Genomic DNA, 25,823 nt, shown 5'->3' on the forward strand with positions numbered 1-25,823 from the left:
CATTTGTCATGTTTGGCGGCAGAATGCTGATCAGACGTCATATAGAGCGGTTACTTTTTTTGCAAGGGATTAAAACTAGACTGATAAAGAAAAGACGATTTCTTATCCAAGAAAACCGTAAAAAAGAACTCCGCCTGTTTCGGGAGTTCTTTTTTTCATCCTATTCACAGCAAAATCACACGGTACTTCTTCACATCCAAAAACTGCAGAAATTCCCGGGCCAGCACGTCCGGCGCGTGGTCTTTTCCTTCATGAAGACGGTATTGAATCAGGCCGACGAGCATGGATGCGACATAGTATGCGTATAGCTTTTTGCCCGCCTGAATATGCAGAGGCTGATGAAGATAAAACGATTGCAGTGCTCTGAAGATCTCCGGGATGACGTCAGGCACTCCGGAACCCTCTCTCAGAAAATGGACGAGCGGCATGCCTTCCGACAGTGCGGAAAAAAGACGGACGAGCGCCGCTTCCGCTTCTTCCATAGAGCAATCGGCAGGCTCTCCTTTTACCGTCAATAATCCGATCAAATCCCGGCATGATTGATGGATGATCGTTTTCAGCAATCCTTCTTTGTTGGCGTAATGGTCATAAAAAGTGGCACGGCGGAGATTGCTTTGACGGGCAATATCGGAAATCGTAATCGCCGCGTAATCTTTTTTTTCCGCCATTAAGCCGATCATAGCTTCTTGCAAGGCCTGTCTCGTTCGGATCACCCGGCGGTCGGCGGGCTTTTTTTCTTCTTGCTCTGACACCCGGCGGCCGAACAGCCAGTAAAACCGTTTTTGAGAAATCAAATCCCACACCTGCCCGCTGATCGCTTCCGGGGATGCCGCCTGATCCTCATTCAGCCAGTACAGAACAATAGCATACGTGTATAAAGCGCGGTAATGAATGTACATATCCTGTTCAGTCGGTGAGAAATCCGCATTGACCGGTGACAGAAGCACATCATGCCGGAACACATCTTTAAAAAAAGCATGAAAGTGAAAATACGGCATTTTATGACGATCCATCATCGTTTGGAAAAACACCCGATGCCGGTCAACAAAAGACAGGGTCGGATGCACTTTTTGCCATCCGCCATTTAAATGAAGCACATCTTTATGCTTCAGCGAATGATAAAGCGCTTCGCTCAGGCCGTCTTTCATTTCTTCCGCCATATCTTCCAAAATTGCATATTTATCCTCGTAATAAAGGTACAATGTCCCCCGGCTCACGTGCGCCCGCTCGGCGATGTCCTTCATGGTCACACGGCGGATATCCCGCTCTCCAAGCATAGCCAGAAGCGCTTGTTTGATATCAGTTGTCACAGAATCCGGCATAAGAGACACTCCTTCCATTAGACAGATCACCGCAATTTGTACGGTAACGTATAGATGTGTTTACGCTGTCTTTGCCGCAAAAACATATCACACTATAATAGGCCCTGAAGAAATAAAAAAGCAACCAGAGGAGGAAGACCGATGGATCAGCATATAAAAGCAGACATCAAACGCGTCTTTGAGCTTCAGAAAAAAAATCAGAAAACGCTGCGTGCTTCAACAGCCGAGCAGCGCAGAGAAAAGCTTCAGCGCTTTTTAGATGCCGTCACCGCTCATGAAGAAGAAATCATCGAGGCGATCAGACGGGACGTGCGCAAGCCTTATCACGAGGTGAAAAGAGCGGAAACGCAGGGAACGATCAAGGCGATTAAAGATAACATGAACAATCTCGACACCTGGATGGCGCCGAAACGCGTCGGCTCATCCGTCAGTCCGGACGCTGACGGCGTATTAATGTACGAGCCAAAAGGCGTCACCCTCATTCTCGGCCCATGGAATTATCCGTTTATGCTGACGATGGCTCCGCTTGCCGCTGCCATTGCGGCCGGCAACAGCGCGATTGTGAAGCTGTCCGATTTTACGATGGAGACGAGCCATATCGCCGCAACAGTCATTCGCGAGGCATTTCACGAAGAAGAAGTCGCCATTTTTGAAGGTGAGGTCGATGTAGCGACAGAACTGCTCGACCAGCCGTTTGACCATATTTTCTTCACCGGAAGCACGAATGTCGGTAAAATCGTCATGACGGCAGCGGCGAAGCACTTGTCGTCCGTCACGCTTGAGCTTGGCGGAAAAAGTCCGACGATTATTGACAGCGAATATGATTTGATGGACGCGGCGAAAAAAATCGCCGTCGGCAAATTTGTCAATGCGGGGCAGACATGTATCGCTCCTGACTATCTCCTTATGAAGGAAGATGTACAGGATACCTTTACAGATCTCCTGCAAACCATTGTCAATGCAGGTTTTATGGAGGATGATCATACGGTTGACCGCACTAAATTCACGCAGATTGTCAATGACCGCAACTTTAACCGTGTCAAAGCCCTATATGATGATGCCATTGAAAAAGGGGCGAAAACGGCGTTCGGCGGCGTATTTGATGCGCATGACCGCACGATTTCTCCGACTGTGCTGACAAACGTCACTCCTGATATGAAGATCATGCAGGAGGAAATTTTCGCACCGATTCTGCCGATTATGAATTACGAAGATATCAGTGAAGCCGTTGATTACATCACTGACCGGGACAAGCCGCTTGCCTTATACGTATTCAGCCATAATCAGGAGCTAATCGATTATGTGCTTCAGCATACGACATCCGGCAACGCTTCTATCAATGATGTCGTCGTTCATTTCACAGACGTCAACCTTCCGTTCGGCGGCATCAATACGAGCGGGATCGGTTCATATCACGGTGTATACGGCTTTAAAGAATTCTCTCATGAAAAAGGCGTATTTATTCAAGCCTCTAAATAAAAAAAGAATCCGCGCAGATGACGCGGATTCTTTTTTATTATTTTTTTGTTCCGAATGCGAGCAGTTTCGTATAAGTGCCGGCGTAAAGTGTGCCGTCTTCAGCCAGAACCGGGGAGGAAATGACGTTGCTGTCCGTTTGATAGCGCCATTTTTCATTACCGTCAGCATCAACCGCATAGACGTTTTTATCGTCAGAGCCGAAGTACACATTGCCGTCTGCATCAATCAGCGGAGCCGTTCTCACAGGCCCGTCCGTATAGAAAGACCAGTTCATGTTTCCGGTTTTGCTGATCGAAAACAGCTCGCCGCTTCCAGAACCGATATACACATTGCCGTTATGGTCAATCGCTAATGAAGAGCTGGAGAAACCGTTTAACGGGAACGTCCATTTTACAGCACCCGTTGACGTATAGGCATATAGGTTGCCGTCTTGGTTTCCGGCGTAAACGGTGCCGTCTTTATCAATAACCGGATATCCTTTAAACCCGTTGGATGTCGTTTTTGACCATTTCACTTGGCCCATTCCTGAATTGATCGCGTAAAAGATATTATTGTACGTTGCCATATACAAAGTGCCGTTTGACGCTAACACGGGAGCGGAGCCGACCACACCGTTTGTTTTAAATTTCCACTTTTCCGTCCATGTCGAAGGAGACGTCGGTTTAATCGCATAGATATAGTTATCCAGCGTCGACACATACAGCGTGCCGTCAGAGCCGATAGCCGCATCGGAACTCGGCGCTCCGCTCAGCGGAACTGATGTTAAAATGTTTCCGGTTTCTTTGTCGATGAAATACAGTTTTTTATCATGGGACGGAAGATAAATGACACCGTTTGTTCCGAGCACCGGGGTCAGCGTATAGGTTGTCCCAAGGTTTTCCGTCACCCATTTCACAGTACCGTCCGGATGATACGCCGTCAGCTTCCCGTCTTTTGATTGAATAAACACGGTACCGTCCCCGTCAACCGCGGCTCCCGCACCGTTTTGAGGATTGGCCGGTACATTTTTTTCCCATTTTAATGCGCCGTCGGCATTGCTTGTAAACCGGCTTTCCCTTGACCAGTTGAACATCGTCGGAGACATGGCCTGCGCGTCATACCGTCCCGTCAAGAAACCGGATGCCGCGTGATTTTGTTTAAATACCGTTTCCGCAGCTTGAGCAGCGGCCGGATGCAGCCATTTTCCCGCCGGCAGATCAGAAACCGCTCCCACAGATAAAGCCGCAGCAACCGCAGCGCCGGCCGCCAATGTTTTCATTCGAAATGAAGCTGTCCTTTTTTTCAATGTCAGTTCCTCCCGTTTCTATCAAAAACTGCTATACGCCATGATCATACCATAATCACCCTATTAAAAATTTGTATTTTCGGTAAATTATAGAACAACTGTCACATAGCCTGCTGATGCTTTGGAGATGGGCGAAACGCGATAATGTACCACATCACATTGACGATAAAAGCCGCTCCTGACCAAACGAGAAGACCGTAATAAAGAGACAGCTCCTGTTCCGAAGAAGTTATAACCAATAGCGTCACCAAAAAGACAGCCGCACAAATGATGAGCCCGATTCCGCAAAAAACGGCCATGATGATTTTCATGACACGAACACCGAGAATATACATAACGAGCGGGACCGCATATATAAAAAGGATCTGACCGACGGCGGCCCACATCCCTAAGGAGTTAAAGCGATTCGCGTTCGGCCCCGTTTCTGCAAACGGAGAAAGCGAGCCGACGACCGGCAATAAACAAAACACCAGAGCGGAAAGCAGTGTCACCGCAACCGCACCTTTCTTCTTTTGATTCATGTGAATATCCTCCTGACAATAACCCGGCTTTTTACCGTTATTTTAATAATATGTTATATGTTAACACGATTTTTACTTAATTTGAGAATGTTTTATTAAAAACGAATTTACAAATCCAGAAAAATAGATATAATAAACGTTATGGAACCGATATTGATTCATAAAGCGTTATCTAACAAAACACGAAGTGACATTATGACATGGCTCAAACACCCGGAGGACCATTTTGATGAAAAGCCTTATCTTGAGCAGGGCCTCAGTTTCCGCACCGGAATTTGCGTCGGTGATATTCAGGCGAAATCAGAGCTTGCGCAGTCCGTCATCTCCAGCTACCTGCTGACCATGCAAAAAGCCGGCCTGCTGGAATCTGAACGAATCGGAAAATGGACTTATTACAGAAGGAATGAAAAACAAATTAAAGCCTTTGCTGACTATGTTCAGCACCAGCTATAACGATGAAAGGAGGGCTTTTTTTACCTTAACATATCTATTTTTCTGTATATGTAGTTACAAAAGGAGGCATACATAACAATGAAAAAAAGCAGTTCCATCTTCATTCTATTTTTGGCATTAGGGGTTTTCGGCATTATCACGACCGAAATGGGCATTATCGGTGTTCTTCCGCAAGTGGCCGACAGATTTCACATCACCGCTTCAAAGGCGGGATGGCTCGTCAGTATCTTCGCGTTCATCGTCGCTGTGTCGGGGCCGTTTTTGACCTTGCTTGCTTCAGGCATAAACCGGAAATTCATTCTGCTTTTGGCTGTGCTGATGTTTGCCGTTTCAAATGCGGTCTATGCGTATACGGCGCATTTCAGTGTCATGCTTGCGTTTCGGATCATTCCCGCTTTATGCCACCCGGTGTTCTTTTCTGTAGCGCTTGCTGCTGCGGCCCGTCTTGTCCCCGCCGGCCAATCCGGAAAAGCCGTAACGAAAGTTTTTTCAGGCATCACCGCCGGGTTTGCGTTCGGCGTGCCTTTCACGTCTTATCTGGCGGAGCGTCTCTCCCTTGAATCGGCCTTCCTATTCGGCGCTATCGTCAGTATCATCGCTTTTATGGGCATTCTTCTCTTTTTGCCATCCATGCCGGTCACAGAAAAAATGTCTTTCAGAAGCCAGCTCGGCATCCTTCGCAAACCGGCTTTGTGGCTCAATATCACTGCCGTCATCTGTCTGTTTGCGGCCATGTTTTCTGTCTACAGCTATTTCGCGGAATACCTCGGGCGGGTGTCCCATATGGACGGCACATGGGTCAGCTTTATGCTGATGACGTTCGGGGTGATTATGATAGCCGGGAATTTCGTCTTCGGCGCTTTGTTATACAAAAATATGAAAAAGACCGTCATCGTGTTTCCGCTTCTTTATACGGCCGCCTACTTGCTCATATACGGGTTTGGGACGTCTTTTGCACCGATGGCTGTGCTCGTCTTCGTATGGGGCGCCGTTCATTCCGGCGGGCTCATTGTCAGCCAGACATGGCTCACTGCGGAAGCAAAGGAGGCACCTGAATTCGGCAACAGCCTGTTTGTCTCCTTTTCCAACCTCGGCATCACCATCGGAACCGCGGCGGGCGGCTGGTTTATTTCACATCTGGGGATTCATCAGCTGATGTGGTGCGGCATCATGTTCTCCCTTCTGGCTTTCGGGCTGATCATGGGGCGCTTGGCATGGGGAAAGAGGCCGCTCGCAGAAGCTTGAGCTCTGTTGCAAAATCCGGCATGTTTACGTATAATATGCCAGATTACGACAAGGGAGAGAAAAAGATACATGGAAAGACCGGCAGGATTTTGGATTCGGTTTCTGGCTTATGTCATTGATCAGATCATCATAGGAATTCCGATTTTTATCATTCAATTTATAGTCACTTTTTTATTTGCGGCAGGCGCTGCTGCAGCTGACCCTTTGATGACCGAAAATCAGTTTACCATTTTGTTTCTGATATTCGGTGTCATCCCGATTCTTCTGATCTCTATTGTGATCAGCATCTTATATTTCAGCCTGCTCACAGCCTCAAAGATGCAGGGGACACTGGGAAAAGCATTGCTCGGCCTTAAGGTCGTCAATGAAGGTGGCGGACGGATTTCCATCGGCCAGGCCTTCGGACGCGCTTTCGCTTCTATCATATCTAAGCTCATTCTTTATATCGGTTTCATCATGGCCGCCTTCGGTGAGAAAAAAACGCTGCACGACATCATATGCAGCACGCGCGTTGTCTATAAATAATATCCCTAAGTCCGGGCCTTTTGAGCCCGGACTTTTTATGACGGCTGAGACCGCCTGATGTCAATGCCGCCTTTTCCGTCAACCTCAATGCGGATCGTCCCGTTCACAATGACAGACAACGGATGGAACTCCGCATGCTGATCAGAAAAAATCCAGCGGCGTCCGTTCGGCCCTAAAAGCAAAAACGCCCCATCATTATAATCCCCCATAAAATGAAACCCGTCTTCCCTAAGAGGCGAATGGTCTCTCACCGGAATACCGAAACGCTGCAGCTTTCTCCCGGTGAATACGACTTCAGCAGCCGTCAGATTCACCTCGCCGATATTCAGAACGGACTCAATTGAAAAGCGTTCCGCGCTTGCCGGCGACGTTTCTCTCGCGATGAATTCCGCCAGATTGCCGGACGGATCTTTAAAATAAAAGGAACGCGCCTTAATATGAGAGAAATACACCTCATCCTCCCCATCTTCCGTTTGAAAAACGACTTTATCCTTTATCCACGCTTTCGCCTCATCAAAACGATTGTTCGGAATGTTAAACGCGAAATGATAATTCGGATGAGATTGAGAATCGGTGCGCCTGAATTCCAATTCACTTTCTCCGGCTTTGATTGTAAATGAATCACCGGACGCCTCAATTAAAGAAAAACCAAACACCCGTTCATAGAAGTGTTTCGTCTCCTCCAGAGCACAACTGTACAAAGTTATGTTATTTATTTGCATGACCATACCCCCTTTGGTTTATACTGCCATATAGAGGGGTTGATTCCCACTATTTTGTTTCAGCCAATTGAGAATCCCCCTTTCGCCCGGCGCTAAACATGAAAAACAGCGCTAAACCGCTTATACCTAGGGTTTTTTAACGTCTAAAGCAAAAAAAGCAGAAAATAATACCCCATATAGCTTGACAAAAAATAAATGTTATTTAATAATCTATATATAATTAGAATTATTATTGAAAGATAAAGTGAATGCTTTGTCTTTTTAATATATTTCAAATCACATTTCAGGAGGAAGATATTATGTCTTTAATCGGAAAAGAAGTACTGCCATTCGAAGCAAAAGCTTTCAAAAACGGTGAATTCATCGATGTAACAAACGAAGATTTGAAAGGTCAATGGAGCGTTTTCTGCTTCTACCCAGCAGATTTCTCTTTCGTATGCCCGACTGAACTTGAAGATCTTCAAGGACAATACGCTGCACTGAAAGAATTAGGTGTTGAAGTATACTCTGTTTCTACAGATACTCACTTCGTACACAAAGGCTGGCATGACAGCTCTGAAAAAATCGGCAAAATCACTTACGCAATGATCGGTGACCCATCTCAAACGATCTCTCGCAACTTCGACGTTCTTGACGAAGAAAGCGGACTTGCTGACCGCGGAACATTCATCATCGATCCGGATGGCGTCATCCAAACAGTTGAAATCAATGCAGGCGGTATCGGCCGTGACGCAAGCAACCTTGTAAATAAAGTAAAAGCAGCTCAATACGTTCGTCAAAACCCAGGTGAAGTCTGCCCGGCTAAATGGGAAGAAGGCGGCGAAACACTTACACCTAGCCTTGATCTGGTAGGTAAAATCTAAGGAGTGCATTCAATTGGTACTTGATGCAAATATCAAAGCACAATTAAATCAATATATGCAGCTAATTGAGAACGACATCGTTCTCAAAGTAAGCGCCGGTGACGATGACACGTCTAAGGACATGCTGGCTCTCGTTGACGAGCTGGCTTCCATGTCATCTAAAATTTCAGTTGAACAAGCTGAATTATACAGAACACCAAGCTTCAGCGTTAATCGTGCAGGAGAAGACACAGGCGTTACATTCGCCGGTGTTCCTCTCGGCCACGAATTTACTTCATTAGTGCTCGCATTGCTTCAAGTCAGCGGCAGAGCGCCTAAGGTTGATCAAAAGGTCATTGACCAGATTAAGAACATCAGCGGAGAATACCGCTTTGAGTCTTATATCAGCCTGACGTGCCACAACTGCCCTGATGTCGTCCAAGCACTAAACATGATGAGCGTGCTTAACCCGAATATCACACATACAATGATTGACGGCGCGGCATTCAAAGAAGAAGTTGAAAGCAAAAACATCATGGCTGTTCCGACTGTTTTCTTAAACGGTGAATCTTTCGGCAGCGGCCGTATGACCCTCGAAGAGATTCTCGCGAAATTGGGCAGCGGCGCAGATGCATCTGAGTTTGCTGACAAAGAGCCGTTTGACGTTCTTGTTGTCGGCGGCGGACCGGCCGGCGCAAGCGCGGCCATCTACACGGCGCGTAAAGGCATCCGCACAGGTGTCGTCGCTGAACGCTTCGGCGGTCAGGTACTCGACACCATGAGCATCGAAAACTTCATCAGTGTCAAAGCGACTGAAGGACCGAAGCTCGCTGCAAGCCTTGAAGAGCACGTGAAAGATTATGATATTGACGTCATGAATCTGCAGCGCGCGAAACGCCTTGAGAAAAAAGACCTCTTCGAACTTGAACTCGAAAACGGCGCTGTCCTGAAAAGTAAAACAGTGATCCTGTCAACAGGTGCCCGCTGGCGCAATGTCAACGTACCTGGTGAGCAAGAGTTCAAAAACAAAGGTGTCGCTTACTGCCCGCACTGTGACGGACCATTGTTTGAAGGCAAAGACGTAGCGGTTATCGGCGGCGGAAACTCCGGAATCGAAGCGGCGATTGACCTTGCAGGTATCGTCAATCACGTGACTGTGCTGGAGTTCGCGCCTGAACTGAAAGCAGACGAAGTTCTGCAAAAACGTCTCTACAGCCTGCCAAACGTGACTGTACACAAAAATGCACAAACAAAAGAAATCACAGGCGACCAAAACGTAAACGGCATCACGTATATTGACCGTGAAACAGGCGAAGAAAAACACGTTGAACTCCAAGGTGTATTCGTCCAAATCGGTCTCGTGCCAAACACAGAATGGCTAGACGAAACTGTCGAACGCAACCGCATCGGCGAAATCATCGTCGACAAGAGCGGCGCGACAAGCGTTCCCGGCCTATTCGCCGCAGGGGACTGCACAGACGGCCCGTACAACCAAATCATTATCTCAATGGGATCAGGTGCAACCGCCGCTTTAGGCGCATTTGATTATTTGATCCGGAACTAGTTCCCAAAGACGCTATACTGCTTAAACGGCAGTATGGCGCTTTTTTATGTTACAGCCCATATAAATAGGACTTCACATCAGGACCGACAAACGCTTTCCATATGATCAAATTGTACGGATAGGACCAGTTAATATCCTGCCGTGACTCATCAAACATTTGATGCAGCCGGTTGCTGTTAAAAATGATCGACCCTTTTTGATCGAAAGCCACTCCGTCCACCCAAAGCATTCTGTCATCCGAGACGAACTGATGAAAGCTGTTATCTTCTGGCTGGTAAACGCCAATGCCTTTCCCCTCAAGCATGGTGTAAAAAACATTTCCCTGATGATCAGCATGCATACCATCAGTCGTCGTACCCTTGCTTCCCACCGCTCGAACGGACCTCGAAATCACTTCCAGAGGCGTTTGAAAATCCTGCAGGAGAGATGTATCAATCGCATATAAATTCCGTCCCGTGACCTGACAATAGTAAAGAACCGTCCGTTCTCCGGACAGTGCGATTCCATCCGCTCCGATCTTTACCGGCTTGTTTGTAAACACCGGCCGGTTATCAATCTCAAAATGAAATCCCGGAAAGTCCTGCGTGCTGAAATGCCGGTCAAGCACGCGCCGGAAAGTCCTTGTTCTTATGTTAAACACAATGATTCCCCCATCAAGCGGATGGTCCGGCCAGCCATTACCCGAATCCGTGATATAGACAAACCCATTTTTATTGTCAACGACAACATCATTTAAGAAAGACGTACGGTAATTGGCAATCTCATTCGGAATCTGAATTGAATCGATCAGCTGATTGCGGTCTAAATCAATGATCACAAGCTTCTGTGAGCCTTCCGGTGACCTTTCATAGGCAATTTTCCCTTGGTCAAGAATCCACATCCGATTGTATTCATCAATCTCGTACCCCAAGACGGACTGAAGAACAGCCGGGTTTCCAGCCCGATTCCACTCCCAGCTTGGAAAGGCCTCTAATAACGGCTTCCCGTCTTTTATCACAATCTTGTTCAAGGTAGCCGGAACACCGTGAGCCCAGCGGGGAACCGACACATAATAATGCCCCTGCCGATCCATTTTAATGCCGGCCGGCATACACTTTTTCCAATATTCCTTTTTGTAAAATTCTTTTTTCATCTCATCATTCGGAAAATCCCAATCTAAATGGTTCCAATGAAATATCATTTCATAGTGTCCTCTTCTGCCCGGCTGCGTCCCATATTCTCTTAATAGATAGGGCTCAGCGGGATATGGCGATTGTCCATTCATGTACGAATTGTTTTCCATGACTCCATTCCTCTCGTTCTATATCTACATTAAATATATGCCTATAAAAGGAAACGGTTAATTAAAAATAAAGACGGCATACTGCATGCAGTACACCGTCTTTTTCAAGAGATTTAATTTGACTCATCATGTTCTTTTTGCCCTGTTTTTTCTCATCCAATATAAAATAAATAATCCAATAAACCACAGCGGCGTCAGCAATAAGGCCGGGCGCGTCGCATCCGCAAACAGCATAATAACCAGAATGACCGCAAACAGTGCCAGAACAACGTAATTGATAAACGGCGCAAACGGCGCTTTGAACGTTGATGCCGCGTGTAAGTCCGGCCTGGTTTTTCTGTATCTGATATGGCAGACAAGAATCACACCCCACACCCAAATGAAACAAATCGCGCTGATGGTTGTGACGATGCCAAAGGCTTCTTCCGGAATCAATTTGCTTAAAAGTGCCCCTGCTGACAGGACAATGACCGACACCCATAACGCGCGGCTCGGCACATGATTTTTATTCAGCTTCTCGAAACTTGCCGGCGCCTGTTTCGTTTTGCTTAAGTTATACAAAATCCGGCTTGTTGAAAACATTCCGCTGTTACAAGCCGAAGCGGCTGACGTTAATACGACGAAATTAATGATTCCCGCGGCCAGCGGAATGCCGACTAAGCTGAAGGTCTTCACAAAAGGACTTTCCGCCGCATTCAGCTGCGTCCAAGGATTAATACATAAGAGGATGATCAATGCCCCGACGTAGAAAAATAAAATCCGCAAAGGAATTTTATTGATCGCGGACGGAATGTTTTTTTTCGGATTTGATGTTTCCGCTGCCGACACACCGACTAATTCCACACCGACATAGGCGAAGATCACCATCTGGAACGAAAGCAAAAAGCCTGAAAATCCGTTTGGAAACAAGCCGCCGTGCGCCCACAGATTCGCTGCTGAAACCGTTCCAGTATGCGTTTTGAACCCAATCACCAGCAGAATCACTCCGATGACGATTAACGCGAGGATCGTGATCACCTTAATTAAAGCGAACCAAAACTCCAATTCTCCAAAAATCTTGACCGTTAACAGATTAAGCCCCAATAAAATGAGCAAACAGATCAGTGCAGGAATCCACTGCGGAATATCAAACCAATATTTCACATACACACCGACGGCGATCACATCCGCCATAGCCGTCATAATCCAGCAAAACCAATAGGTCCAGCCGGTGACAAACGCTGCCCGCGGCCCTAAATACGCCTCGGCAATATCCGTTAATGACTGGTACCCCGCTTTAGATAAAAGCAGTTCTCCCAGCGACCGCATAACGAAAAAAAGCGCAATACCTACAATAAAATACGCAAAGATGATAGAAGGACCCGCCAGCTGAATCGCCTTACCGGACCCTAAAAACAATCCGGTGCCGATCGTGCCGCCAATGGCGATAAGCTGCACATGCCGATTCGATAAGTCCCTCTTTAGCTCTCGCTGTTCCACATCTGACTCCTCCTTACTTTTTTATGAACGACGAGAAAATAAAGCCAATAAAAAAAGAGATTGGATGCCCTCCAATCTCATGGTCATAAGAATATCAAATTATATTTGCGCCGCTGACAATCAACAGCATGACAAATACATATTCGGTACTCTTCTGTCCTTTTGCCTGAGATTGTGAACCCTTCGGCGCCGCGGAAAATCCGCGGTCTCTCCAGAAGCCGCTCCTGCTGTAGTGCGACCCACAGCAATCATAGCCTGCTACGTATTGAGTTTCTGATAGAAAATACCTATCAGCTAACTTTTTATTTTAATAGAAGTCGAGTGGTTTGTCAATGGTCTTACTTACAGTGAACTCTAGTATTCTTAAACTCACCTATCCTAGCGGCTATATTTTCCTTTTCGAAAAATAACGGGGTTTAACTGGCACTGCTTATGGACAGAATAAGCTTAATCTCTCTTGTAAACCTTCTAAGACTTCTTTCGGTACTTCCCTGACCTTGATATCCTTACCTAGGAAAAGCAGCCAATTTGTTATTTCGGTCAATTCTTCGGGATTACTGACATTGATATAAGTCTCTAGAATGGCTGTGGTTTGATAAGGATTCGTATAGGAAATTGACATTTTTAAAGGATGATATTTTTTGAATTGGGCAATCGCCTTTGGACCAAGTTCAAGAACAAGGTTGATTACTTCTTCCTGCTCGCTTAGTTTCTCTAAAATCTTTTTCTTGCTTATTCTTTTTTTCGCAGAGTATGGTTTGACATTGGTAAGATTGTCCGCAGGGAAAATCCTCCTCTTCTCATCCTTTACATCAAAGCCTTCAATCAGCCAAAGGCCTTTTTCATGATAAGGGTGCAAGAGGCAGATTGGATAAGACTTTATTACCTTCTCTTCTTTGATGGTAATCCATAAATAGCTATCCGAAAGAAGTAGCTGGATGAGTTTTTCTAACATGGGATGGGGGAGATCTGAGAGCTCAAGCAGGTCGGGATTATGGGGGTTTGTCCCTTCAAAAAGCAAGATTTGATTTAAAAGAACCAGGGTCTCTTGCTGGCTTTCGGAGATAAGGCCCAGCAATTTTTCAGCTAAAGATTGACGGCTCTTTAGATAAGGGAGCTGTTGATTTCTTGTGGCCATAAACGCAATAAAAAGAGCTTTAATCTCATTATCGGTAAAGCGAACAGCGGGCAGGACAGAGTGGTTCATGACAAAATAACCGCCGCTCCTTCCAACTTCAGCAACAAGCGGCATCCCCATGGCTTCAATTTCTCTGATATCTCTAATAGCTGTCGAACGAGAGATATCAAATTCCCGCATGATTTCAGAAATTGTAAAGTGGGCGCGGTTGTTGATATACCGCATGATAATATTAATCCGTTCAACTTTTTTCATCGGGACCTCCTAAACAGTATCATTTTTTGACATGATTTAAGGTTATTATAAACGCATCAATTGAAAAGACAAAAATCATTTGATTATTTTAAAAAGAGGAAGGTTTTGAATATGGAAAATTATACTCTGGAAGAAAAAGACGGATTTACCGTTTTTGGTATTGTTACTGAGCTTAAGAGCGATTACACAGACTATGCCGGCATAAACAAGGAAAAGGCTGACTTTTGGGAAGCCGTCAAACAAGATGGAAGGCTTGACACCTTGAAAGCCATTGCCGCAAATGACTATATTTTTGCCGTGAACGAAGCGGTAAACAACAGGTTGATGCATTATGCTGGCGTGATGACAGAGGAAGAGGCGTCAGTGACCGGAGAAACCAGAGTCATCCAATTTCCTAAGGGGGAATATCTGGTTGTGAAAGGGGAAGGGAAGACGGCCGATGAATTGAGCAATAAGCTTACCGGCATTGCCTTTGGTCAGGTCTTGCCGGAAGCAAAGAATTTTGCCTATGTCGGCGGGCCGAATGCAACGGTTGAGATGGGGCAGCGAAACGGTTTAGTATTTGGTGAAATGTGGATTCCTGTTGTCAGGAAATAAAGAGATAAAAGGAGAGATGGAATTGTCATATATTGTTGATTTTAAAAATGTGTCTGCTGTTGGTTTAGAGTCTTCACCCGTGGCAGAAGCGCTTGCTGGTTTACGTGCTAATGAAGCCCGTTACTTAATGAACAAATACAAGCATGAATTTACGGTGGTACCAGCCGGCGAGTCCTGCGAGACCCTTGAGTATGTAAACCGAATTTTGAAAGAAGAACGTGATATTGAGTTTGCGGCCAAACCTTTAGAAACGTCGCGTTTCCAAGTGGAAAATATCAAAATGGCCTACGTCTTTTATGAGGATGGTCTTGAGGTCAACGTCATGTATACGGTTGATGACCCTAAGAAGCGTGCTGTTGGTTTTAAGCTTTCTGAGGGGATGGAAGTGCCAAAGGAGTTAGAAGGGAAGTTTAAGTTTGCCAGGCAAAAGTCTAAATTAGCCGGAACAATTCGGGGCTCGTTTTTTGTCATTAAAGGAGAATATTAAAGTACGCAAAAACAACTATTCATGCATCGAATGTTCATCTGGCATTCAAATTACAAAACAGCACCTCTCCATTAAATGAGAAGGTGCTGTTTTTTTCGCTTAAACTTGGGCTGAAATTATCAGCTTCGGCACGGCGAATTCCGCGGTCTCTCCAGAATCTGCTTCAAAGCAATCATAGCCTGCGACAATGCCGCCATTTCAAGGCCCTTGAAAACTATCTGTTTCATTCATCTCATTTCTGGAAAATGAGACAACCCTGTGATAGAAGGAAATATCCGATTCATGTTAAAGAAACCTTCTCCGCGGTCTGCCTTAAGCTTTCTCTCCGCTCATCTCGGCGCCTCTTGCCCTCGTTTTGATTGTCTCAAAAAGGCGTTATGCGGTACTATCATATAAGGTCTAATGATTTAATCATAATGTCATACTTTTAAATTGGGGTACAGTCAGGAAAATGCGGATTTACAACGCTAAGCCCATTTCCCCGACTATTCCCCCAGTTTTAACAACGTTAAGAAAGTTTCAAGGGTCTTAAAGAATCTAACGAGACCATTTTCTCCGAATTAAAATGGTATTCTCCAAGTAAATTAATATGTTCCCAACCTAGAGGTGACATATGGTGCAATAATTCTTCATTAAAACTACCTGACCGTTTTTGATATTCAACTGCCTTTGTTAGATGTAAAGTATTCCAGATACTGATGGCATTGATAATGATGTTTAAGGCACTGGCTCTTTGCAATTGATGCTGTATGGTTCGTTCCCTAAGCTCTCCTTGTTTTCCGAAGAAAATAGCTCTTGCCAGTCCATTCATGGCTTCTCCTTTATTCAATCCTTTTTGTATTTTTCTTCTTAATGATTCATCCGAAATATAATTCAAAATAAAGATCGTTTTTTCTATTCGGCCCATCTCACGTAAGGCTGTAGCCAAGCTGTTTTGTCTTGAATAAGAACCTAATTTCCCCATAATAAGGGATGCTGAAACTGTTCCTTCCCTTATAGAATGAGCTAATCGCAAAACATCCTCATAATTCTCTTTAATGACCTTTGTATTTATTTGTCCACGTAAAATGACTTCTAATTTTGGATACTCACTTGCCTTATCTATTGTAAATAATTTCGAGTCTGATAAATCTCGTATTCTTGGAGCAAATTTAAATCCTAATAAATGGGTCAGTCCGAATATTTGGTCTGTGTAACCAGCCGTGTCTGTATAATGCTCTACTATATTTAGATCCGTCTCATGGTGTAACAAACCATCCAAAACATGAATCGCATCCCTTGAATTAGTATGAATAATCTTTGTGTAATAAGAAGAAAATTGATCACTTGTAAAACGATAGATGGTGGCTCCTTTTCCAGTTCCATAATGTGGGTTTGCATCTGCATGTAGCGATGAAACGCCTATCTGCATTCTCATACCATCGGACGAGGATGTTGTACCGTCTCCCCAATAGGAGGACAATTGCAATTTGTGATGAAAATTTACTAATACGGCTTGGGCTTTATTCATTGCATCTTCATACATGCGCCATTGTGATACATTGGCCAATTGCTTATATGTAAGTCCGGGTGTTGCTTCAGCCATTTTGCTTAAACCAATATTCATTCCCATTCCTAAAAGAGCAGCCATAATAATAATTGTTTCTTCTTTATCCGGTTTTCGATTATTGGAAGCATGAATAAATTGCTCATGAAATCCTGTTATATAAGCAATATCCATCAGTAAATCGGTTAATTTTATTCTTGGTAGCATCTGATACAGGCTTGCGCTAAATTTTTTTGCTTCTTCTGGAACATCTTTTTCTAAGCGTTCAATTGACAGCTTTCCTTTTTCAAGAGAAACCCCGTCTAACTTGTTGGAATTGGTAGCTAACCACTTTAACCTTTTGTTAAGGCTGCTGGTTCTCTCCGTCATATAATCCTCGAATGATAAACTAACTGATAATCTTGTATTCTCCTTCGTTTGATTCCATGTATCTTCTGAAAACAAATATTCTTCAAAGTCTCTATATTGTCTGCTGCCAACAATGGAAACATCTCCTGCCCTAACATGCTCCCGAAGTTCTGTTAAAACAGCCATTTCATAGTAATGACGATTGATTGTTGTACCATCATCCTCGTATAAATGCTTTTTCCAACGTTTTGAAATAAAATCCACAGGTGAGTTATCAGGCACTTTTCGCTTTCCGGATTCGTTCATTCCACGGATAATCTCAACAGCTTGTAAAAGTGGCTCATTTGCTTTTGTAGAATGAAATTCCAATACCCTTAATAGCGTTGGCGTATATTTTCTAAGTGAATAAAATCGTTTTTGCAGTAAGTCTAAATAATCATAGTCGTCAGGGCGTGCAAGCTCCTGAGCTTCTTCGACCGAAGAGACAAAAGAATTCCATTCGATAACGGATTCTAAAACCTCAAAAACGTCTAATTTTTCCTTTTTTGCTTTGATTAAAGCTTGTCCGATGTTCGTAAAGTGTATAACTTTCTCATTCAGCTTTTTACCGTTTTGTTTCTGAATTTCCTCTTGAGCCTTACGGCCTTTTGATAACAGACTAAGTATTTGTCTATCATGAATTTCAAAAGCTTTATCCGTTAACTCTTGAGTAAGATGTAATAAATAGACGGTTAATATCGAATATCGCTTATTTTCTTGAAAGTCACGGAATGCATATGGCTCATATCTTGAGCCTAAGCGAGATAGTTGAAACAGGCGATTGCGATGCAAATGACTAATTTGTACCGTTTCTAATTCCATTCCTCGTATGTATTCGAGTCGTTCTATTACTTTTAGAAATGTTTCGGGTGAAGGATGACCCGGCGGTTCCTTTAACCAACCCAATATCGTTTTATTGGATTCGGATGGATGCTGCGAAGTAATGATCTCTTCAAGCTTTCCTTTTTGTTCATTTGTAAGAGATTGACTAACAGTATTAAACAGTTTCTTTTCAGCCATTGCCCTTGCCTCCCACACCATTCTTTCAAGTGTAGTAATAGCAGGCAGTATGATTTTGTTTTTTCTTAGAAAATCTATACATTCATGTAGTAGATGTATGGCATCGCCATTTTCAAAAGCTAATTGATGAAGATGCTTAAATGCTATTCGATATTCTCTTAGAGTAAAAGTTACAAAGTCGTATTCACTTCGAAGTTCTTTCAAATGATCCCAAAGTGTATTTTCTCTTTGAGGATAAAGACTAATCGAAGATGGAGTGGCACCGATTTGTTTCGATATATAATGTATGACTGATTCCGGGATGCTTTTGATATGAGTGTATGGCCAACCGGGATACCGAAGAACAGCTAATTGAACAGCAAACCCTAAACGGTTTTCTTCTCTCCTTCGCTTATTAACTATTTCTAAATCCCGTTTGGAAAAAGTGAAGTAGGTCCCCAATATCCATTCATCTTCAGGGATTTGCATAAAATCCTGCCTCTGTTCCAGTGTAAGCAATTCTCTACCTCTCGCAATTTTCATTCAGTATCATCCCATTTCCATAATTATTCAGTTAATTAGTTCAATTATATATCAATAGAGTGTACTCTATTGATACAAGTATAGTAGACTGATAAAATCATAGTTAAGAGTGTCTCATAAGACTTGTCTCAAAAACGAGGTGAAATTTTGCAGAAAATCGGTTATGTACGCGTCAGTTCGACTAGCCAAAATCCTTCAAGGCAATTTCGGCAATTGAACGAAATTGGAATGGATATTATTTATGAAGAAAAAATTTCAGGAGCCACAAAAGATCGTGAACAACTTCAAAAAATGTTAGAGGATTTACAGGAAGGTGACATTATTTATGTTACAGATTTAACTCGGATCACTCGAAGTACGCAAGATTTATTTGAATTGATTGATTTAATACGAAATAAAAAGGCAAGCTTAAAATCACTTAAGGATACATGGCTAGATTTATCAGAAGATAATCCATATAGCCAATTCTTAATTACGGTAATGGCTGGTGTTAACCAATTAGAGCGAGACCTTATTCGTATGCGTCAGCGTGAAGGAATTGAGCTCGCAAAGAAAGAAGGGAAGTTTAAAGGACGGTTAAAGAAATATCATAAAAATCACGCAGGAATGAATTATGCAGTAAAGCTATATAAAGAAGGAAATATGACTGTAAATCAAATTTGTGAAATTACAAATGTATCTAGAGCTTCTTTATATAGAAAGCTATCGGAAGGAAAAAAATAAGCATTCATTACTTATATTAAAAATTTCCGGGGATTGTGAAACAACGTACCTAACCAAGCAGGCTATTTCTATAAGGAAGTATCAATATTTGTTTATCTAACTAGGCACGATCATCAAAGGGTTCCGAGTACATTTTAACGGAGATATACGCTAAACTCAGATTTAAAGCAAGGCTGTATTTTTCGAGAACACTTTTAAAAAACAACCTTAGTCACAAAGGAAGGTTGTTTTTATAAAGTCATGGTCTAATTAAAACAATTGCTGTCCCAAGAGCATACTTGAGACTGTAAAGGCACCAGCAGGTGGTAAAACATTAGTATATATGGGAGGTCCCAAACGGGTTGTAAAGGTTGTAGCAATCCAATTTCCGTATTCACCAGCCAGCAAAGAGGGAGGTTTCATTATAAACCGTCCACTTAAAATGAAATGCCGAATGCTTATAGCGGTCTCATCAATTATTGTCAAGTTGCCAAAAAAGGAGGCATATGGTGAATCGAAACTTATTTGTTTAGCGCTTTCGTCCCAATACCCATTAATCGGAATAGGTATACCACGAAAATTAACTGTACCTACTACTTTGTTGTCTACAATGGAATCAATGGTAAGTATACCTCTAATAATGGATCTCCCCGCAATAGAAGCATCAATCCCCCATACGGATGGAAAGGGGATACTAACTTTGGCTGTCTTTGGAATTTTCAAAATTAACCTCTCCTTGATTATTTTATGTATGGATTGAGTTGTATTTAATCATAATCCTGTAGTAATGATACAGTATATGCACAGAGAATCACTTAGGTGTTTTGTTAAGAAAGAAGCATCAATAATCAATCAGCCTACTGTCTAGATGAACAAGAGTTTGCCTGACCCACGAAAAATATGGAACATTAATTGCTGCTCATACATATGGTCTCTACCAGTTTGAAACAATTATGTATCCAATTTTTTTATCAATTCTATTAGATAGCATACTAATATTTACTTTCTGTTTTTTGTTGTCTTGCCTTCCAGAATATAAAAGAATTTTTCCCTTTCACATCTCCAACTTTTAATTTGACAATGTCACCTACCTGTAATTCTGTATTAATCCCCATCAAATATAGCTATACATCTCTTTCGCCCAATCTCGGATTTTTGGTTTCCTTTTTTTCTCCCAGTTTAATCCCAAGTTTTATTTCTTCAATGTCCTTTTTTGGTTTTAACGTTAAACGTTGAAAGGATTTCCTTTTTTGTTTTGTTGTCATTTTTTCACCTTCTAAAATGTATGAAAAATTTGATGTTTAATAACAAAACAGTTCCTTTTTATGTATTAGACAAACCTTAATACGGCGACAAATGCATGCGTTTATCTTTGTTATTACATTTTCAATGTTAAATACCCATAAATAGGATGATTAAGAGGGAGAAACTCTTAAAACTTTGGGACAATATCCGAAAAATGGGAAAAATATTAGTCCTTTCAGGAAATACAATCATCTTATTTTATAAAGGTAGGGGTGTAAAAGAAATTGAAGTTGAGAAAAGAAAAAATGAAAAGTTATAAGAGCTATTGCTGTCAACGAGAAATAGAAGAAATGATGGGGATATGGAAAAGGGGTTATTATCGAAAAAATGGAGCTATACGTCAAAAATAATTTAGATTTAAATTTCCCAAAAATCATTGAATAAAAAATTCTCCATAAAGCAAAATAAAAGAGTAAAAAAAAATTCAAGAAGGAGGAAATTATCATGACAGTAATAAATGACGTTAAAACAGCTCTAGCAGGATTGAAAAGTGCTCAAGCAAGTTTTGAAACATTTGCTCTTAGTACAGATAATCAACAAGCTAAGCAACTTTACCAAGATGCAGCTAAGCAAACCCAATCCGTTGTAGACAGCATTGAACCACGTGTTCAACAAATCGAACAAGAAGAACCTCAATACAAACAACAGTAATTAGTAAGGCGAAAAAAGGTTGGCCTCTTAACCAACCTTTTTCAGCTGTTCAAATAATGGAAAAACATGGAGGTGATTTTTTTGAAAGATAAAATAACCACATTGAAAAACCTACTTTTTATTATAATGGTCATTGGTTTCGCATCAGGATGTAATGGTAATCAAAATGAATTTATTCAAGGTAATAGTACTTTTGGTATTTCGCAAGTACATACAAGTAAGCCAATTGATCAATCCGTTGCCAATCATGCGAAAGAAAAGATAATTGCCAAGGAAGATATTACAGACGTAAAAGCTGTGAATACTGATAAAGAGCTTATGGCAGCGATTAAAGTTGAGAATTTTGATCGATTTCGATTAAAGAGTATCGAGAAGTCAGTAAAATCCGACTTAGAAAAAAAATATCCCGACTATAAAGTTTTTGTTTCGACTGATAAAAAAATATTCTGGGAACTTGAAAAGGTCGAGCAAAGACTGAAAAAAAACGATATGAATAAGAAGAACTTAAAAAATGATTTGAACAAACTGAAAAGTCTTATGAAGGAACAAACCTAAAGAGGAAGGATCGAGTTATGTCTAACAATCAAAAGAAACAACTTACTCCTGTGCAACAGGAATATCAAAAATTGCAAAAACAACGAGAGATCAAAAGACCGGTTGTTAAAAATTGTATTAAGGCCTTTTTAATCGGTGGACTTATTTGTTTGATTGGTCAGCTTATTTCAGACTTTTACATTTATTATTTCGATTTTACTGAGCAAACGGCCGGAAATCCGACGGTGGGTACGTTAATTTTTATTACAATGCTTCTTACTGGTTTTGGCGTATATGATCGAATGGCCCAATTTGGTGGGGCTGGAACAGCTGTACCTGTAACAGGTTTTGGCAATGCGGTTATATCGCCTGCCATTGAGCATCGAAGCGAAGGATTTGTACTGGGCGTAGGTGGCAACATATTTAAATTAGCGGGGGCGGTTATTTTATTTGGTGTTTTTTCTGCTTTTGTCATTGCCTTAATTAAAACCACTTTAATCCAGTGGGGTGGTTTATAATGCTAGCAGGTCATCGTACATGGATCTTCGAACAAAAGCCTGTCATTATCTCCACTGGAACCGTTGGTGGACCATTTGAAGCCAATGGTGCTATCCCAGATGATTTCGATACTCTTCATGCTGATTTATGGCTTGGGCAGGATTCCTATGAGAAAGCACATAAAATCCTTTTTGAAGAGGCTTGCCAAAAAGCCATGGAAAAAGGGGGCATACAAAAGGATCAAGTTCAATTTATCCTAGCTGGGGACTTAATCAATCAAATCACCCCAACAAGTTTCGCTAGCAGAACGATTGGAGCGCCTTATTTTGGCTTATTCGGTGCTTGCTCTACCTCGATGGAAGGACTGGCTCTAGGTGCTTATATTGTAAATACAAAAGGAGCGAAATATTTGTTAACAGGAGCTTCCAGTCATGATACAGCTGTTGAAAAACAATTTCGGTATCCAACTGAGTATGGTGGACAAAAGCCACCTACGGCACAATGGACGGTTACTGGTGCAGGTGCAGCCCTATTAAGTGATTCTGGGGAAGGACCTCATGTCACATCTGCCACAATTGGTCGTGTAATCGATATGGGATTGACAGATCCATTTAACATGGGAGGAGCTATGGCGCCAGCTGCGGTTGATACCATTGAAGCCCATTTAAAGGAACGAAATGTTGAGCCATCTTATTACGATTTAATTGTAACCGGTGACCTTGGCCAAATCGGACAGGAAGTGTCCATGGATCTATTTAAAAAGCATGGAACTCCTATTAGTGAAGAACAATACCAAGATTGTGGCCTTATGATTTATCGGGAAGGACAACCCGTTCTTGCAGGGGCAAGCGGTGCAGGCTGTTCAGCAACGGTAGTTTATGGGCATTTATTAAACCGCATGAAAAATGGTGAATTTAAACGCATGTTAGTTGTGGCTACAGGTGCTTTGCTTTCACCGTTGTCCTTTCAGCAAAATGAAACAATTCCTTGTATCGCCCATGCAGTGTCAATTGAATACGGAGGTGAACAATTAACATGATCTATTTTTGGGCTTTTGTCGTAGGCGGTTTAATTTGTATCATTGGGCAAATTATGTTTGATGTATTTAAATTGACACCAGGTCATACCTTAAGTGCTCTTGTAGTGATTGGGGCGCTTTTAGATGGATTTGGACTATACGAGCCTTTGATTGATTTTGCTGGGGCAGGGGCTACCGTTCCGATTACAAATTTTGGGAATTCGCTTGTTCATGGTGCGATGCAGGAAGCAGAAAAACATGGGTTAGTTGGTGTACTGACAGGAATGTTTGAAGTAACTAGTTCTGGTATTTCAGCTGCCATTGTTTTCGGCATGATAGGAGCTTTAATTTTTAAGCCAAAAGGATAAGGAGAATTAGGATGACAGTAGGATCAGATGTTAAACAGTGTTTTGCCAGTCTAAAAGGGGTAGAAGCAAGTCTCTCAAGTTTAGCATTACGGACTCTTGATGATGAATCGAAGCGAACTTTGCATGAGGCTATGATGGTAGTACACGAAGTAACAAAAGATTTAAAAAAAAGAGTAGGAGAACTAGAAGGAGAGGAACTTCAGTACAAAGGTTTCTAGAAAAACTATATTTACAGGAGGTGTAAGCAGTGCCTGAATGGTTAGATGTAGCTGTACGCTCAGCATTATTTGTTGCTCTTTTACTTTTCATTACAAAATGGTTAGGGAAAAAGCAAATTTCCCAACTAACTTTCTTTGAATATGTCACCGGTATTTCTATTGGGAATATTGGTGCAGAAGTGGCTATAGGACTTGAACGGAACATTTTTCACGGAATTATTGGAATTGTCATTTTTGCGGTTATTCCCTTTTTCGCTGGTTTAATTTCATTAAAAAGTAAACGTTTTCGCAATTTTATAGAAGGAAAAGCAACTGTATTTATCAAAGATGGGAAGATTATGGAAGATAATTTAAAAAAGGAAAGATATACGACAGATGAACTGTTAGATCTCCTTCGCAAGAAGGATGTCTTTCAAGTCTCTGATGTAGAATTTGCTGTTTTAGAGGCAACAGGTGATTTATCTGTGATGCTAAAGAAAGAAAATCAACCTTTAACAGCAAAGGATATAAACTTGAAGGTTGCTTCAATCAAGGAGCCTCAGACCATTATTATGGATGGTACAATAATGGATGAACCACTAGCCACGATTGGACGAAGTCGGGCTTGGCTACAAACTGAATTAGAAAAACTAGGGGTAACGATTGAAAATGTATTTCTGGGACAGGTTAATTCTTACGGAGAGTTAACGATTGATCTGTTTGACGATAAATTACAAGTCGCACCCCCACAAGAAAGACCCTTAATTCTTTCAACCTTGAAAAAATGTCAAGCAGACTTAGAACTATTTGCTCTTGGAACGGAATCAAAAGACGCCAAACAAATGTATAGGTTAAACAGTGAAAAATTACAAGAAGCCATTGATAAAGTGACCCCTATTTTAAAAGGATAAGGATTTAGCTTAGATTCATACATGACGAAAAAAAGATACCATTTTTAATTGAAATAAGTTTAAAAACCTTAGTCCAATTTCGGACTAAGGTGAATTTTTTTACGAGGTGTTAGAAGTGTCTATTTTTTTAGTTAAAGTTATTTTTATCTATATTGTGTTTATTGTAGCAGTAAATATTTTAGGGAAATCAGCTCTAGCCCAACTTACCCCTCATGATTTTGGAGCGATTCTTTTTTTATCTTAATCGAAAGTTAAAGGAAAGTAGATATCCTTTACCTGAGCTGTTGTCTAATTTAAGAACAACAGGATATCCGGATATTCACGATAATGAATATGCGATTTTGGAAGCAACAGGTGAAATTAGCATTTTTCCAAGAAAAGAATTAGTTCCTATTACTCCAAAAGATTTACATATGAAAGTGGAATACCGCGGATTACCCATAGCCGTTGTCATTGAAGGGAAAGTGCAAAAGCGTAAATTAAAATTTATCAACAAAAATGAAAAGTGGTTAAAGGAAGAACTAAAGGCAAAGGGATATCTTCAAATCAAAGATTTTTTTTATGCTGCTGTTAGAGATACCGATCATTCATTAACCATTAACAAAAAAGATGTTAACGACTAATTTTAAGACGATTTCCTCCCAATATAAATTAATGTTTTCTCTTATTTACTTCTTGTTGCATTTACCACTTTCATTTTCCAAATTTATAAAAAATTATACCTATATTTAGGAATTTACCAGATGGTAATTTTCAAAATCACTAAGTCTCTAGTTAGGACAGTGCCCAGATCATTACGCCTTTCTTGATGTCAGAACTTTCCCAACCTTAATTCTCTTTTTTTCGTTCTTAATATCTTATACAAGTTCTTATAAAGGTAGTCCATAATATATAACAGACAATCCCTTCATATTCCATACGTATACTGGTTACATAGTTTGTACATGTTAAGAGTAACAGAAGGAGGG

26 protein-coding genes, 1 pseudogene and 1 riboswitch are annotated in these 25,823 nt (G+C 42.0%); of the genes and pseudogenes, 17 read left to right on the forward strand and 10 right to left on the reverse strand.

Features of this window, described 5'->3' with window-relative positions; translation table 11 throughout:
- Positions 1-164 precede the first annotated feature (164 nt).
- Positions 165-1,322, reverse strand: coding sequence for a TetR/AcrR family transcriptional regulator (locus MHH91_RS20025; RefSeq protein WP_013354170.1), 1,158 nt, complete (start codon positions 1,320-1,322; stop codon positions 165-167).
- Positions 1,323-1,463: 141 nt separating this feature from the next.
- Here MHH91_RS20025 and MHH91_RS20030 point away from each other — a divergent pair, with 141 nt between their 5' ends.
- The gene (locus MHH91_RS20030; protein WP_013354171.1) at positions 1,464-2,801 is read left to right on the forward strand and encodes an aldehyde dehydrogenase family protein; all 1,338 of its coding nucleotides are present in this window, start codon (positions 1,464-1,466) and stop codon (positions 2,799-2,801) included.
- 37 nt (positions 2,802-2,838) lie between these two features.
- Here the strand turns inward: MHH91_RS20030 and MHH91_RS20035 are convergent, their stop codons facing one another.
- A complete protein-coding gene (locus MHH91_RS20035; protein ID WP_118977622.1) occupies positions 2,839-4,059 on the reverse strand; it encodes an outer membrane protein assembly factor BamB family protein in 1,221 nt (406 codons plus the stop codon).
- A gap of 128 nt (positions 4,060-4,187) precedes the next feature.
- The gene (locus MHH91_RS20040) at positions 4,188-4,607 is read right to left on the reverse strand and encodes a DUF5391 family protein (RefSeq protein ID WP_013354173.1); all 420 of its coding nucleotides are present in this window, start codon (positions 4,605-4,607) and stop codon (positions 4,188-4,190) included.
- 141 nt (positions 4,608-4,748) lie between these two features.
- On the opposite strand from MHH91_RS20040, the gene MHH91_RS20045 reads away from it, so the two are divergent.
- The 3 genes from MHH91_RS20045 to MHH91_RS20055 all read left to right on the forward strand — a co-directional run bounded on the left by MHH91_RS20045 (position 4,749) and on the right by MHH91_RS20055 (position 6,830).
- Positions 4,749-5,060: an ArsR/SmtB family transcription factor gene (locus MHH91_RS20045; RefSeq protein WP_013354174.1), complete on the forward strand. Its 312-nt coding sequence runs from the start codon at positions 4,749-4,751 to the stop codon at positions 5,058-5,060.
- Between the two features lie 78 nt (positions 5,061-5,138).
- Complete coding sequence (locus tag MHH91_RS20050) at positions 5,139-6,305, forward strand: MFS transporter (protein WP_014472390.1); 1,167 nt, start codon at positions 5,139-5,141, stop codon at positions 6,303-6,305.
- A 69-nt stretch (positions 6,306-6,374) separates the two neighbouring features.
- Complete coding sequence (locus MHH91_RS20055; protein ID WP_014472391.1) at positions 6,375-6,830, forward strand: RDD family protein; 456 nt, start codon at positions 6,375-6,377, stop codon at positions 6,828-6,830.
- Positions 6,831-6,865: 35 nt separating this feature from the next.
- Here the strand turns inward: MHH91_RS20055 and MHH91_RS20060 are convergent, their stop codons facing one another.
- Complete coding sequence (locus tag MHH91_RS20060; RefSeq protein WP_340978561.1) at positions 6,866-7,552, reverse strand: VOC family protein; 687 nt, start codon at positions 7,550-7,552, stop codon at positions 6,866-6,868.
- Between the two features lie 299 nt (positions 7,553-7,851).
- Between MHH91_RS20060 and ahpC the strand changes: the two genes are divergently transcribed.
- Both ahpC and ahpF read left to right on the forward strand, forming a co-directional pair.
- Complete coding sequence (gene ahpC, locus MHH91_RS20065) at positions 7,852-8,415, forward strand: alkyl hydroperoxide reductase subunit C (RefSeq protein WP_013354178.1); 564 nt, start codon at positions 7,852-7,854, stop codon at positions 8,413-8,415.
- A 13-nt stretch (positions 8,416-8,428) separates the two neighbouring features.
- On the forward strand, positions 8,429-9,958 hold the full coding sequence (gene ahpF / locus MHH91_RS20070) for an alkyl hydroperoxide reductase subunit F (RefSeq protein WP_013354179.1): 1,530 nt from the start codon (positions 8,429-8,431) through the stop codon (positions 9,956-9,958).
- A 49-nt stretch (positions 9,959-10,007) separates the two neighbouring features.
- Here ahpF and MHH91_RS20075 read toward each other — a convergent pair whose 3' ends face one another.
- The 3 genes from MHH91_RS20075 to MHH91_RS20085 form a co-directional block, all read right to left on the reverse strand.
- Positions 10,008-11,240: an L-dopachrome tautomerase-related protein gene (locus MHH91_RS20075; RefSeq protein WP_013354180.1), complete on the reverse strand. Its 1,233-nt coding sequence runs from the start codon at positions 11,238-11,240 to the stop codon at positions 10,008-10,010.
- Positions 11,241-11,366: 126 nt separating this feature from the next.
- The gene (locus tag MHH91_RS20080; RefSeq protein WP_013354181.1) at positions 11,367-12,719 is read right to left on the reverse strand and encodes an amino acid permease; all 1,353 of its coding nucleotides are present in this window, start codon (positions 12,717-12,719) and stop codon (positions 11,367-11,369) included.
- Between the two features lie 144 nt (positions 12,720-12,863).
- A riboswitch (glycine riboswitch) is annotated at positions 12,864-12,944 on the reverse strand.
- A 205-nt stretch (positions 12,945-13,149) separates the two neighbouring features.
- Entirely contained in the window at positions 13,150-14,112 is a 963-nt protein-coding gene (locus tag MHH91_RS20085; protein ID WP_013354182.1) for a helix-turn-helix transcriptional regulator, read from the reverse strand.
- A 111-nt stretch (positions 14,113-14,223) separates the two neighbouring features.
- Between MHH91_RS20085 and MHH91_RS20090 the strand changes: the two genes are divergently transcribed.
- Both MHH91_RS20090 and MHH91_RS20095 read left to right on the forward strand, forming a co-directional pair.
- Positions 14,224-14,709: a GyrI-like domain-containing protein gene (locus MHH91_RS20090; protein ID WP_013354183.1), complete on the forward strand. Its 486-nt coding sequence runs from the start codon at positions 14,224-14,226 to the stop codon at positions 14,707-14,709.
- A 22-nt stretch (positions 14,710-14,731) separates the two neighbouring features.
- Positions 14,732-15,196, forward strand: a complete 465-nt coding sequence (locus tag MHH91_RS20095; protein ID WP_013354184.1) for a hypothetical protein — start codon at positions 14,732-14,734, stop codon at positions 15,194-15,196.
- A 508-nt stretch (positions 15,197-15,704) separates the two neighbouring features.
- Here MHH91_RS20095 and MHH91_RS20100 read toward each other — a convergent pair.
- Positions 15,705-18,671 (reverse strand): Tn3 family transposase, encoded by a 2,967-nt coding sequence (locus tag MHH91_RS20100; RefSeq protein ID WP_000684982.1) that lies wholly within the window; start codon positions 18,669-18,671, stop codon positions 15,705-15,707.
- Between the two features lie 147 nt (positions 18,672-18,818).
- Between MHH91_RS20100 and MHH91_RS20105 the strand changes: the two genes are divergently transcribed.
- Positions 18,819-19,394, forward strand: coding sequence for a recombinase family protein (locus MHH91_RS20105; RefSeq protein ID WP_001169292.1), 576 nt, complete (start codon positions 18,819-18,821; stop codon positions 19,392-19,394).
- A gap of 249 nt (positions 19,395-19,643) precedes the next feature.
- On the opposite strand, the gene MHH91_RS20110 is transcribed toward MHH91_RS20105, so the two are convergent.
- Positions 19,644-20,096 carry a hypothetical protein gene (locus MHH91_RS20110; RefSeq protein ID WP_041481646.1) on the reverse strand — a complete coding sequence of 151 codons (453 nt, stop codon included), beginning with the start codon at positions 20,094-20,096 and terminating at the stop codon, positions 19,644-19,646.
- Positions 20,097-20,497: 401 nt separating this feature from the next.
- Positions 20,498-20,638, reverse strand: a complete 141-nt coding sequence (locus MHH91_RS20115) for a hypothetical protein (protein WP_013354185.1) — start codon at positions 20,636-20,638, stop codon at positions 20,498-20,500.
- Positions 20,639-21,122: 484 nt separating this feature from the next.
- On the opposite strand from MHH91_RS20115, the gene MHH91_RS20120 reads away from it, so the two are divergent.
- The 8 genes and pseudogenes from MHH91_RS20120 (at position 21,123) to MHH91_RS20155 (ending at position 25,478) form a co-directional block, all read left to right on the forward strand.
- A complete protein-coding gene (locus tag MHH91_RS20120) occupies positions 21,123-21,329 on the forward strand; it encodes a DUF1657 domain-containing protein (RefSeq protein ID WP_013352384.1) in 207 nt (68 codons plus the stop codon).
- An 81-nt stretch (positions 21,330-21,410) separates the two neighbouring features.
- Positions 21,411-21,884: a YhcN/YlaJ family sporulation lipoprotein gene (locus MHH91_RS20125; protein ID WP_009336487.1), complete on the forward strand. Its 474-nt coding sequence runs from the start codon at positions 21,411-21,413 to the stop codon at positions 21,882-21,884.
- 17 nt (positions 21,885-21,901) lie between these two features.
- Positions 21,902-22,381 carry a stage V sporulation protein AC gene (spoVAC, locus tag MHH91_RS20130; RefSeq protein WP_013352385.1) on the forward strand — a complete coding sequence of 160 codons (480 nt, stop codon included), beginning with the start codon at positions 21,902-21,904 and terminating at the stop codon, positions 22,379-22,381.
- Entirely contained in the window at positions 22,381-23,400 is a 1,020-nt protein-coding gene (spoVAD, locus tag MHH91_RS20135) for a stage V sporulation protein AD (protein ID WP_013352386.1), read from the forward strand. The genes spoVAC and spoVAD overlap by 1 nt, the downstream gene beginning before the upstream one ends.
- On the forward strand, positions 23,397-23,747 hold the full coding sequence (gene spoVAE, locus MHH91_RS20140) for a stage V sporulation protein AE (RefSeq protein WP_013352387.1): 351 nt from the start codon (positions 23,397-23,399) through the stop codon (positions 23,745-23,747). The genes spoVAD and spoVAE overlap by 4 nt, the downstream gene beginning before the upstream one ends.
- A gap of 11 nt (positions 23,748-23,758) precedes the next feature.
- Complete coding sequence (locus tag MHH91_RS20145) at positions 23,759-23,965, forward strand: DUF1657 domain-containing protein (protein WP_009336483.1); 207 nt, start codon at positions 23,759-23,761, stop codon at positions 23,963-23,965.
- A gap of 29 nt (positions 23,966-23,994) precedes the next feature.
- Positions 23,995-24,855: a DUF421 domain-containing protein gene (locus MHH91_RS20150; RefSeq protein ID WP_013352388.1), complete on the forward strand. Its 861-nt coding sequence runs from the start codon at positions 23,995-23,997 to the stop codon at positions 24,853-24,855.
- 115 nt (positions 24,856-24,970) lie between these two features.
- Positions 24,971-25,478 (forward strand): annotated as a pseudogene (locus tag MHH91_RS20155) (DUF421 domain-containing protein).
- The last annotated feature ends 345 nt before the right edge of the window (positions 25,479-25,823 follow it).

The sequence above is a fragment of the Bacillus sp. FSL K6-2819 genome (assembly GCF_038008305.1).
Lineage (GTDB): Bacteria > Bacillota > Bacilli > Bacillales > Bacillaceae > Bacillus > Bacillus amyloliquefaciens.